General features: G+C 61.2%; 8 protein-coding genes, 1 tRNA gene and 1 pseudogene. 4 read left to right on the top strand and 6 right to left on the bottom strand.

The features are described 5' to 3' along the window. Positions 1–26 precede the first annotated feature (26 nt). The 4 genes from metK (at position 27) to U1700_RS06205 (ending at position 7,745) form a co-directional block, all read left to right on the top strand. The gene (metK, locus tag U1700_RS06220) at positions 27–1,262 is read left to right on the top strand and encodes a methionine adenosyltransferase (RefSeq protein ID WP_332751176.1); all 1,236 of its coding nucleotides are present in this window, start codon (positions 27–29) and stop codon (positions 1,260–1,262) included. Positions 1,263–1,283: 21 nt separating this feature from the next. Then, positions 1,284–2,690: an adenosylhomocysteinase gene (gene ahcY / locus U1700_RS06215; RefSeq protein ID WP_332751175.1), complete on the top strand. Its 1,407-nt coding sequence runs from the start codon at positions 1,284–1,286 to the stop codon at positions 2,688–2,690. A 431-nt stretch (positions 2,691–3,121) separates the two neighbouring features. Further along, positions 3,122–7,522 (top strand): autotransporter domain-containing protein, encoded by a 4,401-nt coding sequence (locus U1700_RS06210; protein WP_332751173.1) that lies wholly within the window; start codon positions 3,122–3,124, stop codon positions 7,520–7,522. A gap of 149 nt (positions 7,523–7,671) precedes the next feature. Continuing rightward, positions 7,672–7,745, top strand: a tRNA-Cys gene (locus U1700_RS06205). 268 nt (positions 7,746–8,013) lie between these two features. Here the strand turns inward: U1700_RS06205 and U1700_RS06200 are convergent. From U1700_RS06200 to U1700_RS06175, 6 genes and pseudogenes are all read right to left on the bottom strand, one after another. Continuing rightward, positions 8,014–9,693, bottom strand: coding sequence for a recombinase family protein (locus tag U1700_RS06200; RefSeq protein ID WP_332751172.1), 1,680 nt, complete (start codon positions 9,691–9,693; stop codon positions 8,014–8,016). Next, positions 9,690–10,109 carry a DUF2924 domain-containing protein gene (locus U1700_RS06195; RefSeq protein ID WP_332751171.1) on the bottom strand — a complete coding sequence of 140 codons (420 nt, stop codon included), beginning with the start codon at positions 10,107–10,109 and terminating at the stop codon, positions 9,690–9,692. Before U1700_RS06195 ends, U1700_RS06200 begins: the two co-directional genes overlap by 4 nt. Continuing rightward, positions 10,106–10,669 carry a DUF3489 domain-containing protein gene (locus tag U1700_RS06190; protein ID WP_332751169.1) on the bottom strand — a complete coding sequence of 188 codons (564 nt, stop codon included), beginning with the start codon at positions 10,667–10,669 and terminating at the stop codon, positions 10,106–10,108. The genes U1700_RS06195 and U1700_RS06190 overlap by 4 nt, the downstream gene beginning before the upstream one ends. Positions 10,670–11,098: 429 nt before the next feature. Continuing rightward, a pseudogene (locus tag U1700_RS06185) lies at positions 11,099–12,272 on the bottom strand (IS3 family transposase). 497 nt (positions 12,273–12,769) lie between these two features. Then, positions 12,770–13,168 (bottom strand): hypothetical protein, encoded by a 399-nt coding sequence (locus U1700_RS06180; RefSeq protein ID WP_332751168.1) that lies wholly within the window; start codon positions 13,166–13,168, stop codon positions 12,770–12,772. Beyond that, on the bottom strand, positions 13,158–14,139 hold a 982-nt coding region (locus U1700_RS06175), incomplete at its 5' end, for an RHS repeat-associated core domain-containing protein (protein WP_332751167.1). The genes U1700_RS06175 and U1700_RS06180, both read right to left, overlap by 11 nt.

The raw sequence follows: 14,139 nt of genomic DNA, 5'->3' as shown, positions 1-14,139 counted from the left end.
TCCCGCTCCAACATCACTGGGTGCCCATGCGCAACAGCTATCTCTTCACGTCAGAATCGGTTTCCGAAGGCCATCCCGACAAGGTCGCCGACCAGATCAGCGACGCCATCGTCGACCTGTTCCTGTCCAAGGACCCCGAAGCCCGCATCGCGTGCGAAACGCTGTGCACCACGCAACTGGTCGTGCTTGCCGGAGAGATCCGCTGCAAAGGCGTCTATGAAGAAGATCGCGTCGAATGGGCTAGTAATGAATTCTGGGCCCCTGGCGCTAAGGCCGAAATCGAAGCCACGGTTCGCGCGACGGTGAAGAAAATCGGCTACGAGCAAAAGGGCTTCCATTGGGAAAGCTTCCGCTTTGAAAATAACCTTCACGGCCAGTCCCCTCAGATCGCACAGGGCGTCGATGCCAGCGGCAACAAGGATGAGGGCGCGGGCGACCAGGGGATCATGTTCGGCTATGCCTCCGACGAGACCCCCGAGCTCCTCCCGGCCACCCTTTACTACAGCCACAAGATTCTCGAGCGCATGGCCGCCGACCGTCACTCGGGCGCGGCGCCGTTCCTCGAGCCCGACGCCAAAAGCCAGGTCACGCTCCGCTACGAAGAGAGCAAGCCCGTCGCGGCGACCGCGATCGTCGTCTCGACCCAGCATGGCAAGGGATATGACGAGGGCGCGGGCGAAGCCGAACTTCACGCTTATGTTCGCCAAGTCATCGCCGACATCCTCCCCGCACACCTGCTGTCGGACGAGACCGTCTATCACATCAACCCGACCGGCAGCTTCGAGATTGGCGGCCCCGACGGTGACGCCGGGGTTACCGGGCGCAAGATCATCGTCGACACTTACGGCGGCGCGGCCCCCCACGGCGGCGGCGCATTTTCGGGCAAGGATCCGACCAAGGTCGATCGCTCAGCGGCGTACATGGCGCGCTATCTCGCCAAGAATATCGTCGCGGCGGGCTATGCCACGCGTTGCACGATCCAGCTCGCGTACGCCATCGGCGTCAGCGAGCCGCTGTCGCTGTATGTCGACACCCACAGCACGGGCACCGTCGGCGACGATGTGCTCGAGGCAGCGATCGGCAAGATCGATGCGCTCGGCCGACTGACCCCGCGCGGCATCCGCACCCACCTTGGCCTCAACAAGCCGATCTATTCGAAGACTGCGGCCTACGGTCACTTCGGGCGCAAGCCCGAGGGCGACTTTTTCCCGTGGGAAAAGACCGACCTGGTTGATGCGCTGAACAGCGCGATCGCCGCCTAATCAAACTCAAAGGAAATCCTCATGGCCACCACCACCCTCGAGCGTGACTATGTCATCGCCGATATCGCGCTTGCCGACTTCGGCCGCGCCGAGATGAACATCGCCGAGACCGAAATGCCCGGCCTGATGGCGCTGCGCGAAGAATTCGGCACGACGAAGCCACTTACTGGCGCGCGCATCGTCGGCTCGCTCCACATGACGATCCAGACGGCCGTGCTGATCGAGACGCTGACCGCCTTGGGCGCCACCGTTCGCTGGGCGTCGTGCAACATCTACTCGACGCAGGACCATGCCGCCGCCGCGATCGCCGCGTCGGGCGTGCCCGTGTTCGCGATCAAGGGCGAAACCCTCGAGGAATATTGGGACTATGTCGTCCGCATCTTCGACTGGGGGCAGGACATCACCTGCAACATGATCCTTGACGACGGCGGCGACGCGACGATGTTCGCGTTGTGGGGCGCGCGGGTCGAAGCCGGGGAGGCCCTGTTCACCCCGACCAACGAGGAAGAGGAAGTGTTTGCCGCGACGCTGACGCGTTTCCTCAAGGATCGACCGGGCTATCTCACCAAGACGGTCGCCGCCATCAAGGGCGTGTCCGAAGAGACCACCACCGGCGTCCACCGCCTCTATGAACTGTCAAAGCAGGGCAAGCTCCCCTTCCCCGCGATCAACGTCAACGACAGCGTCACCAAGTCGAAGTTCGACAATCTCTACGGTTGCAAGGAATCGCTGGTCGACGCGATCCGCCGCGCCACCGACGTCATGCTCGCCGGCAAGGTCGCGGTCGTCGCCGGCTTCGGCGATGTCGGCAAGGGCTCGGCGCAGTCGCTACGCAACGGCGGCGCGCGCGTCCTGGTCACTGAAATCGACCCGATCTGCGCGCTCCAGGCGGCGATGGAGGGCTTCGAGGTCGTGACGATGGAGGAAGCGGTCACCCGCGCCGACATTTTCTGCACCGCGACCGGCAATGCCGACGTCATTACCGTCGACCACATGCGCGCGATGAAGCCGATGAGCATCGTCTGCAACATCGGCCACTTCGACAGCGAGATCCAGATCGCCGCGCTCGGCAACATGAAGTGGACCGAAATCAAGCCGCAGGTCGACCTCGTCGAATTCGCCGACGGCAAGAAAATCATCGTCCTCGCCAAGGGCCGCCTGGTCAACCTCGGCTGCGCCACCGGTCACCCCAGCTTCGTGATGTCTTCAAGCTTCACCAACCAGGTGCTGGCGCAAATCGAATTGTGGACCAAGCCCGGCCACTACAAGAATGACGTCTTCGTCCTGCCCAAGCATCTCGACGAAAAGGTTGCGATGCTCCATCTGGCGAAGCTCGGCGTGAAGCTGACCACGCTGACCGATGCGCAGGCCAGCTACATCGGCGTGTCGCAGCAAGGGCCCTTCAAGCCCGACCACTACCGCTACTAGACCCCGTTTCCGATGGCAGGCGGCATCGCGCCGCTTGCCGTCGAAGTCGACCGGACTAGCCGAAGGCCCGAGCCGAGCGTGGCACAGCCACGTGCGCAGCTTGCTGTTTATTTTCTGTTAGCTCGTGATTGCCTAACACAAGATATATTGTGGCGGTCGCTCCCGCGGCGCGCGCCTCGCAAGTATCTAACTTTTCTGCAAATTCCAAAATGCGATTACATTGATGTCAGCTAAGAAACGACATTGAGAATGGTAAACCGCGTGGTGCATCATTAATGGTCCTTGCCGCCGGAACTTAGCCGCGATATGCAATGTGGATTATAAAAGCGGCTTTATCGTTCCGGGCCCAAATCAGGGGGTAATTACAAATGGTTAGCGCTCTTTCATCGCGTCATCGTTTCTTGGTTGGAACAACTCTGGTCGGCGCCGGCATGTTCCTCATCCCCACAGCGGCCATGGCCGACTGCCTGCCTAACGTCGGCGGCACGGTCGTAAACTGCACCCTGAGCGATACCGACGGATACAACGGCTCGGCCATCAACGGTCTGACCATCAACGTCTTCAACAGCGCGACCGTTTCGGGCGGCGCGCTCTCGACGGGCACTGGCAGTGTCGTCAACAACACGGGCGACATCAATGTCGGCGCCGGCAATACGGCGATTTCAGTGGGCGGCGGAAGCACCGTCGTCAACGCGACAGCGGCAACGGGCGCGATCACCGGCAACATCCTGTTCGGCGCGACCACCGGCACGCAGGTCAACACGCTCAACAATCTTTTGAACCCCACCCTCGGTAGCGGTGTCTACGGCAATGTCGTTTCGGCGGGCGCGCTCGCGGTCAACAATGACGGCACGCTGACCGGCAACATTTCGTCGACCGGCGACACGACCATCACCAACACCGGCACGATCACGGGCGACACGACGCTCGCGGCCGGCAACGACACCATCACGAACACCGGCACGATCACCGGCAATATCGACATGGGCGCCGGCACCAACGTGTTCAACTTGAACGCCGGTAGCCTTCCGAGCGGCACGCTGACCGCAGCCGTCGCCGGAAACAACACGTTCAACGTCAACACCGGCGGATATTCGACGCTAGGCGCGACGGTCACCAATTTCGATACCCTCAACATCAATAATCAGAGCACCCTGCAGGTCACCGCGCCGATCTCGTTCAGCACGGGCATCAACAACAATGCCTCCTATCTGGTGACGACCAATGCGTCATTCCTTGGCGCAAACACGATCGTCAACAACACTGACCCGTCGTTCAATGGCTATGTCTGGTTCCAGAACAACGCGACCGGGACTTATTCGGGCAACATGTCCGGCGACGGGATTGTGTATGTCGGTTACAACGGCGGGACCGCTGTTACGACCTTCTCCGGCACCAACACGTACACCGGCGGTACTTACCTCAACGGCGTAGGAACGACGCTCAGCTTGACCGGCGGAGCGGCGTTGGCCGACACTGGTCTGGTCGATGTCTCCAACGGTGCGACGCTTGACGTGGCGGGGGCTGAGACAATTGGCGCTCTGGATGGCAACGGTACTGTCACCCTCTCGGGCGGCAATTTGACGATCAACACGGCGACGGCGTCGACCAGTGGTACTTTCAGCGGGGTCATCTCGGGGACCAATGGGCTCGCCAAGATCGGCGTCGGCACCCAGACTCTCTCGGGCGCCAACACCTTCACCGGTGGCACCACCGTCACCGACGGCACGCTGATCATCTCGGGCGGCGCGGCTCTCGCCGACACCGGCGCGGTCACCGTCAACTCCACCGGGACCACCTCGGGCACGCTCCAGGTCGACACCTCGGAGACGATCGGCAGTCTCGCCGGCAATGGCGGTTCGGTCGTCCTCAACGGCGCGGGGGTCGCGCTGACCACCGGTGATGCAACCAACACGGCCTATGCTGGCGTAATCTCGGGCGCGGGCAGCCTCGTCAAGCAGGGCGCAGGCATCTTCACCGTGACCGGCGCCAACAGCTATTCGGGCGGTACCACCATCAACGCCGGCACGCTCGAGGGCAATTCGACCTCGATCCAGGGCGGCGTCCTGATCAATGCCGCGGGCACGTTGCTGTTCACGCAGCCCACCGCCGGCACTTATGCAGGCGCCCTTACTGGCACCGGCGTGATGACCAAGGCCGGCGCAGGCACGCTGACGCTCAGCGGCACCAACAGCGGCTTCAGCGGCACCACCAACCTCAACGGTGGCACACTTGCCATCGGCGCGGCGGGCAACATCGGCACGGGTACACTCGCCTTTGACGGCGGCACGCTCCAGACCACCGGCGCACTGACGTTGGCCAACCTGGTCACGCTCGGCGCGGGCGGCGGCACGGTCAACACCGGTGCCGACACCACGCTCTCGGGCACTATCTCAGGTGCTGGCGCCCTCACCAAGACCGGGGCTGCGCGCCTCATCCTGGGCGGCATCAACAGCTATACGGGCGGCACGACGGTCTCAGCCGGCGTCCTTCAGGGCGACGCCGGACTTGGCTTACAGGGCGACATCGTCAACAATGCCGAAGTCGATTTCACGGGGCTCTACGACACCTACATCGACGACATGTCGGGCACGGGCAGCGTCAAGGTGATCAACAACTCGATCATCGGGTTCAGTGGAACCAACACCTACTCCGGCTCGACCACGATCGATGCGGGCAGTGAACTGTACAGCTTCTCGGATACGGCGTTGAGCGCTAACTCAGCATTCATCGTCAACGGCATACTCGGCATGAATGGGGTGGTGTCAAACACCATCGGCAGTCTCGCCGGATCCGGCTTGGTCGTGACTGGTGGTGGATTGCTCAACATCGGCGCCGACAACACACCGACGACGTTCTCGGGAGTGATCGGGTCGGGTGGATTCTTCGCCGAAACGAGCGCCGATGTTAATAAGATCGGCACGGGTACGCTGACGCTCAGCGGCACGGGCAATACCCTGACCGGCAACCTTGGCGTTAACGGCGGCACACTGGCGCTGACAGGTGATCTCACTTCTGCCACGACCACTGTCGCCAGCGCTGCAACGCTAAACGTCGCAACAACCGGCGCGCTGACCAGTGCGGTCACTGCGGCGGCGGGCTCGATGACCAAGGTAAACGGCTCGATCACCGGCAACGTCGCCAACGCCGGCGCGCTGTCGGGCACGGGGACGGTCAATGGCACGCTGACCAACAGCGGCACCGTGTCGCCGGGCAATGCCGGGATCGGGATCCTCAACGTCAACGGCGCCTTCGTCCAGACGGGCACGGGCACGCTGGCGGTTGACCTGACCACCAGCGGGGTGGCGGGCACCGGCTACGACCAGGTCCTGGTCACCGGGACCCCCGGCACGGCGATGCTGGCCGGGACGCTCGCGATCACCAAGCCGACCGGCCTCTATGTCGCCGGCACCACCTATGACGTCGTCAAGGCATCGGGCGGCATCTCGGGTGGCTTCACGACGGTGACCGGCAACACCATCTCGCCGTTCATCAACCTGGCGACGACCGGGATCGTGTCCCTCACCGGCACCAACCAAGTCTATCGCCTGACCGTCGTGCGGACCGCTTATTCGGTCGGCATCGGCGCGTCGGCCAACCCCAACCAGATCGCGGTCGCCAATGGCTTCCAGGGCCTGGTCACGGGCGCCACCGGCGACGCAGCCACGGTTGTCACCGCGGTCGACAATATGACTGCGGCGCAAGCCCTGTCCTTCTTCACCCAGACCAGCCCGGAACCCTATGGCGCGTACGCCAACGGAATGCTGGATCAGGGTGAGCTGTTCACCCGGCAGATTGCCCTGCAAATGCACGGCACTCCGTCGCACGTCGACGGACCAAGCATTTGGGGTCGGGCCTATGGCCAGCGTGGCAATGGCAAGAACCGCGGGTTCGAATATGGCACCGACCAGAAAATCTATGGCGGGGCCCTGGGTGTCGACTTCCGCAACAATGGCCTGACCTTCGGTCTTGCCGGGGGCTACAGCCACGACAAGTTCGATTATGAGGGCGGAACCAGCAATGGTCGTGGCAACAGCTGGCAGGCGGGCGGCTATGTCGATTATGCGGCCGGTGCTCTCGATGTCGATCTGACTGCAGCTTACGCCCACGGCAAATATCGCAACACGCGTACGATCAACGTCACGTCGATCAATCGTGTCGCCAATGCCAGCTTCTCGGGCAATCTGGTCAAGGTTATCGGCACGGTCGGCTACAACGCCGATCTGGGCGGTATTAAACTCCGTCCGTTCGTCGGCGTTGACTACAGCAGCGGGCATATCAACGGCTTCACCGAAACCGGTGCTGGCGCGCTCAACCTTTCGGTCAATCGCATCAGCACTCGCCGGACCGATGCCCTCGTCGGGCTCGACCTGTCGAGTTCGCCGACCGCGACGGTCTCGCCTTACGGCCGTGTTGCCTATCGTTATGATCTCAAGCGTCGCCTCAACCCGATCTCGGCGTCCTTCAACGGAAACTCGGCATCGGGCTTCACAGTGTCATCGCTGAATAGCAGCAGGTCGGAATTCGACATTGACGCCGGATTGAACTTCAACGTCAGCCCGACGGCGGCACTCTTTGCCGGTTATGAAGGACGCTTGCGCAAGAGCTACACCAGCCATGGTGCGTCGGTCGGCTTCCGCCTTTCGCTAGGCAGCCCGGCGGTCGCTCCGCCGCCGCCGCCTGTCGTCGAAGCTCCCCCGCCGCCGCCGCCGCCGCCTGCCACGCAGACCTGCGCCGACGGATCGGTGATTGACGCGGCTGCATCGTGCCCGCTCCCGCCGCCTCCGCCGCCGCCGCCGGCGCCTGAGCCGTCGAAGGGCGAGCGCGGCTAAGACCCCGCGTACATCCGCTTCTCAAAGGGTCCGCTCGAACTCCGGTTCGGGCGGACTTTTTGTTGCCTCCCATCCTCCTGCCCACCGCCGCGACCCACCCTCTCGCTTGCGCTCGCCCCAACAGCCGCTAAGAGGGCGCCACCATGCGCGGCCCGATGGCGGAGTGGTGACGTAGAGGACTGCAAATCCTCGCACCCGGGTTCGATTCCCGGTCGGGCCTCCAGACCGTCTTGAAGATATTGGTCTCTCGACACAAGCACGCCAAAAATCCCGGAGTTCCGCGCCTAAAGCACGAGATTTCCGTGTTGGTGTTGACCCCGTATGGGTCACTAACCCCCGCTTTTTCCGGCGAATTTGGCCTGGGTCTCCGGGCCCTTGTTTAGCAACATGGTTTGGAAAGATGCGGTCTACAGTCGCTAGCAGCGAGATCGGCCAGATCGATGAGCTTACGCAGCTCTGCAAATCCGACCGGGATCACATGCGATTTGACGCTACCTTTTGGCCAGCGACTCCAGGACCTGACGCTGATCTGCCCACGCTAGGGGAAGATCGACCGAAAGGACTTTGTTCGCGGTGACGTCCACCGGACCCCGATTAGCGAGGATAGCGCGCTGTAGATCAGGCGCGAGCAAACCCAAACTCATTATCCGCCGCCCGCGCTGATCGGCTGCAGCTTGCGCATTCGGATGCTGCTCGAGATGCAAGGGCGACGCGTTATGCTTCTTGAGCACGAGGTGCGCAGTCTTCAGACTGGCCACCAGCACCGGATCACTGCAGGGCGTAGCCGTGACTGATCCGCCTTCCGCCTTGCGAGTCCAGCATCGCCCGCTGCGGAGGACCACACTCCAGTCACAGATTAGACGGAGCGTGTGCGCAGACTCTATGACGATCGCGCCGCCAATCTCCGTGCGATCTTGCAGCCTGGCGACCGCGACGCCCAAGGGCTCGTGGGGTTCGAGCAAAGTTGTGACGTCGAGCAATAGATGGACCGAGCTTTCACGGATCTCGACACGCTTCAGAATTGGCGCTGCCTCATTCCAACTTACCGCAGCGCCGCTCTGGAGGAGCTGAGCGATGCGTTGGAGAATCATCGCTTCGATCGCGGGTGCCGGCAGCCGGCGAACAACACCGCGTCGCCCCGGAGAGAGGTTTCGTCCCGGAAGCAGCGACGCAGAGACATAATAGCGGTAGATTTTCTTGCCGCGGCCGTAGCCGAAACTAGGGGACATCGGCACTCCCTCGGCGTCCTGGATTTTCCCGGTTAGCGGACAACTCGCCGCGCGCACGGGCCGGGCGGAATGACTGCGGCGATTGCTCGAGAGCTTCGCTTGGACCAGATCGAATAGGTCACGCTCAACAATCGCTTCATGCTCGCCGATGTGAAACTCGCCGCGATGGGCAATCTCGCCGACGTAGAGCCGGTTCTGAAGCATGTGATAAAGGGCTCCGCACACCATCCGTCTCCCGCCAATCTGCCGTCCGCCTTGGGTGGTTCGCAATTTGGAGCGGATCCCATCGTGGTGAAGCTCACCGGCCAGCGCAGGAACCGAAGCCAGCCTAAGATAGCGGGCGAAAATATCGCGAACCTGACCGGCTTCAGCGTCGTTCACTTGGAGCTTGCGCTCGTGGAGGTCATAGCCGAGCGGTACGTTCCCGCCCATCCACATTCCTCGCGCCTTGGATTGCGCAATCTTGTCGCGGATCCGTTCACCAGTTACTTCGCGCTCAAACTGGGCGAAGCTGAGTAGCACGTTGAGCGTCAGCCGGCCCATGCTGCTGGTTGTATTGAACGCCTGCGTCACGCTGACGAACGAGACGCCCTTCTCATCAAGGCGCTCTACAATGCGTGCGAAATCCATCAGCGAGCGGGTCAACCGGTCAACTTTGTAAACAACGATGACGTCGATCTTGCCGGCCTCGAGGTCGGCCATCAACTGCCGCAGTGCTGGCCGTTCCATATTGCCGCCCGAGAAGCCGCCATCATCATAGCCTTGCGGAAGAAGCATCCACCCCTCCCCCGCTTGGGAACAGACGTAGGCCTCGCACGCCTCGCGCTGAGCATGGAGGCTATTGAAATTCTGTTCCAGGCCCTCTTCGCTCGACTTGCGCGTATAGATCGCGCAGCGCCGTGCCGTGGCAGCGCTGCTTTCTGCCGATTTGCGCGGCTTCATCGCCTGTTCGCTTCGCGAAGACCAAAGAAGCGAAGACCGTTCCACCGCGTACCGGTTATCGATCGAGCGACTTCGGACAGGCTTCGGTACAGGGTCCCTTGATGGTGAAAGCCCTCCCCGCTTACTTCCACTTCATGGCGCACCCCGCGCCAATCACGCGCCAGCCTCGTCCCTAATTCAAGCGCGACCGGAGGCGGAGGTGGGGATCGAGCACTGTACAACAGTTTAATCGTCGGCTCGTCCAAGCCGCCGAGTGCCTCGGCCTGAATCCGCCACGCCAGCAACCGGGCGATCAGGTCGACCGACCGGGTGGTGGGAGGCGTCCCGTAGCGGCGGCGCCATTCCCTGCGCAATTGAATGAGGTCGAGGTTAGCTAGCCCGCGAACCTGATTTGCGATCTGCTCCTCGAAGCTCATCGCAGGTCAGCTGAAGCAATGCGATACAGAGTTACCCCTTCCGCTTTCTCGGTCGCAATGGAGAAGCCTCGTTTGCGCAGGCCCGTCAGTGCCGCCCGGGTAGTGTGCGGTAGCCATCCCGTTGCGCTGGAAAGCTGATCGAGGGAGGCTCCGGCGTTGGAACGCATCAGATCAACCACCAAGAACTGTTTGGTTCCTGGGCAAATGTTCGGAGTAGCCGCGACCACCGATTGGACGCGATCTGGCTCGAATTGAGGCGCTGCCCGAGCTGGGTCTCCTAGTACGGCGACGCTTTTTACCGGCAGGAACTCCGCCGTCTTGTCCGCGCCCGCAACGACCGTCCGACCGGCATCCGCAATAATCACGCCGATATGGCGGTCGTCCGCTACGCGCCATGCTTGAGCAGCGTCCGTCACCTCAATCTCAGTCGCCAAATTGAGCTTGATCAGACCCGAAATTGATTTGTGGAAACGAGCAGTTTGATTTTCGACATCTTGCGTCGGTGGAAAGAGGCTTCCTTCGTCACGCTGATTGGCGGCAACCAACAAAGCAAATTGCATGTTGGTGAGTTTAGGGATCCTAGGCATGATAATATTCTCCGGCGGAAGCCGGCATCAGCGCCGCTTCCACCGCCGACATCCCCGCCAGTCAGCCCGGCCGGGTCCGCGGCTCGAGAATTCGCCAGCCGCAAAAATAGCATTGCTCGGTAAGAGGGGCCAGTCCAGTCCAACGTTTGGATCTATTCAACAATAGCGGCACGAACATGATTTTCTAGGCGCTGAACCTCACAGTGGATACAACTTCCTTTGCTTTGAGAATGCCAGTCCAGCTCCAATGTAAATGATTCTTGGTATCGCCCACGTGTTCGCATTTGCCATCAAGGATCTGTTCGGCGGGGGTCATTTGCGAACCCCCTGGGGGGCGGCTTTCCGCTGCGCCTGTTGATTGTCGCTGAGAGTTGATGGTGCTCCGATTTCGTGGACACGGGTTTAGGCCATTTGTCGTTCGGCCTGTTCCGGGGTCCTATATCCAACTGCGGAGTGGATCCGCCGCAGGTTATAGTAGCCCTCGATATACGCGAACAAATCGCGCTTGGCATCTTCGCGGGTCGGCCATCGCGTTTGGTGCGCGAGTTCGACCTTGAGGGTGTGGAAGAAGCTTTCCATCGGGGCATTATCGTAACAGCAAGCCGTGCGGCTCATCGACGGCGTTGCCCTCATGGTGATGATTTGCTTGCCGTATGCCTCGGATGCGTACTGGCTGCCGCGATCGGAATGACAAATGAGGCCTTCGGCCGGTCGTTGCCGCTGCGCGGCCATCATCAATGCGGCTAGCGGCAGCTCGGTACGCATATGGTCGCGCATTGCCCAGCCGACGATCTTGCGGGTCGCCTAGTCGAGCACGGCCGCGATGTACAACCACCCTTCGCCGGCGGCGATATAGGTGATGTCGGCGAGCCAGACGCAATTGGGTGTCGCGGCAACGAACTCCTGCTTCAACAGGTTCGGGGCGATCGGCAGATAGTGGCGGCTGTCGGTCGTGCATGGCCTGAACCGACGACCGGCGAGCGCGCGGATACCGTGACGCCGCATCAGCCGCGCGATGCGGCCACGACTTGCTGTCCTGCCTTCCGCGCGAAGCGCAGCATGCATCCTGGGACTGCCGTATCGGCCGCGATGCTCGGCATGGAGGCGACGCACGTCAGCGAGCAGCATGCGATTCGCAGCCGACCGAGCGCTTTCCGGACGACTGCGCCATGCGTAATAGCCGCTCGCCGAGACTTCGAGGACCCGACACTTCAGCCGGAGAGGCCAACGGTCGGCATGATCGCGGATGAATCTGAAGCTCATCTTGGCACATCCGTGAAGATGCCGATCGTTTTTTTAGCACGTCACGCTCCATGCGCGTGCGATCGAGCTCTCGCTTCAACCGCGTAATTTGCGACGCCTGGTCCGCTGGCGACGGTATCGGCGACAGACCCGATGGCGTCGTCAGTCTCGATCTTGCGATCCCGCCACGAACCACCGTTCGCCAGTTCCGGAGCATCGATGGCGAGATACCCACCTCGGTCGCTATCTGCATCAACGGCCGACCGCTGCTTTCCAGCAGGGCAACCGCCTCCCGTTTGAACTCGGGAGAAAACTCCCTTCTCATTTTCGGCATTGAACACCTCCATGCCCTTACAGGCTTAGCAAAGGTGTCCATTGAATCGAGGGACCATCAGCTGGAGAGCGTTGCAGGCGGGTTGACGGGCAGATTATGCATGGGGCGGGCCGCCGTCATCGGTGCAGGGCCGGGCGGCGGAGCGGACCGCAGCGAGCGCCAGCGCGCGAGGACCGCACCGCCGATCGCGGCCTGGCCAACTTCGCAGGGCCAATAACCATGCGGATTTGTCTTAAATTTGAGACTCGTTAATCTGGCGTACAGGTTCCGGGCACTTCCCGCATGCACCAGCGGAGTCTCCCGCATGTCTCGCGATTAGGGACGCGGATTCAACAGCTTGATGCCGAACCGACACCAAAATGGCACCGGGAGTCTCCTCCACGGTGCCACCTGTCTCCCTAAAAAACGATGTGCAGACAAAAGGTTAACCCGCAGGGGGAGCCAGTCCCTTTATCTTGCTATTGCCCAAATCGACCAGTTCCTCGAATCGCTGGGGCCTATCTGTGTTTGGGCAGAGAGATTTGCGGAACTCCGTGTTCCTGCATCAACGCGAATAGACTGCCCGCCACGTTTTTGATTTCAATTAGTTGCGAGCGAGATAAACTGCCAATGCTATTATACTCTATGTTAGACAATTGCCCTTTGAGTCTATTGAAGTCGTCTAATTCTTCGACGTCAAAAAAGACTGCACCAACGATATGATTATCATCGTACACAATCATATCATCGAGAAAGAACGACATATGCTGTTCAAGCCATGGTCTTTCTATATATTTACTCTCGTCGGAGTTGTATATTTCGTAGAGGCGATACATCAACTCGTATCGCAGATATGGCGCGCTTATGGCTTTCCAACTATCCGGCATAGGAATTGGATGTTGCACATCAAAAGCCATTTCTTTTCATCCATTCAGGCAATGGTATGTGAGATGAGGGGTTATCGCTAGGCTTTGGAAACTCCTTCGTAGGCTGAACCACATTACCGTTGACGTCACGGACTGTGCCTCCGACAGTTTCCTTCACATATGGGCCTCGTTGGGAAGGGAACTCGGCATTTGCGCGGCCAGGCTCGACACGCAATGCATTTCCGCCTGTCCCGTCGCCCCACCTTTCACCTCCCGTCGCACTAGGCTCCAGCGGCTTAAGTCCACGCTCAGCAGCCACTGTGTCTGCTGCTTCCGTCCCGGCTTTCATTGTGTTTTGTGCCGCAGGGTTACCGCGGAGGGCGTCCCAAGCCATTCGCACCACCGCCGGGGCTCCAGTGACCGTAAGGATGATGCTCCTGACCATGTTGGTGTGAGTGCGCTCGGCCTTTTCAAGAGAACCGCGCGGAAGATTTCCCGCTGCTTCTTGCTGGCGCATCACCTCTCGCCAACGTGGGCTTAAGCCACTCGGGTCTTCCTCGTTCACCGGATCGTTTGCGACGTAAGCATACAGGTTGATCTGGTCCTTGTAGCCGATGGGATCTGTCTGGAGGAACCGGCCGAGGGTAGGCGAGTAGATGCGGGCCTTGTAATAGTACATGCCGAGCTCGGCGAGCCAGGCCTGCCCGGTGTACTGGAACCGACTTTGGTTGGCGCTGCCCGGGATGCCATACTCATCGTAAGCGTTGAGGGTGGTGCCCGCCCCGCTGCCGTCGGTAACCGCGACGATCGAGCCCTGGTGATTGGCGTGAAGCCAGCGCGTGCTCGTGCCACTGTACCAGACGAGCGGGTCGTCAGCTGCGGCATTGGAGCCGTGGACATAGCGTGCGGTCAGCGTGCCGGTGGCGTCATACTCGGCAACCAGCGCATCGCCATCGACGAGGAACCGGGTGTTGGCGGTTCCCTTGACCACCTGCCACAGCCGACCCAGCGGATCATAGGTG

The sequence above is a fragment of the Sphingomonas sp. RB1R13 genome, assembly GCF_036663775.1.
In the GTDB taxonomy this organism is placed as follows: Bacteria; Pseudomonadota; Alphaproteobacteria; order Sphingomonadales; family Sphingomonadaceae; genus Sphingomicrobium.
The sequence above is the reverse complement of the archived record's forward strand: the minus strand, read 5'-3'. Positions and strand labels throughout refer to the sequence as shown.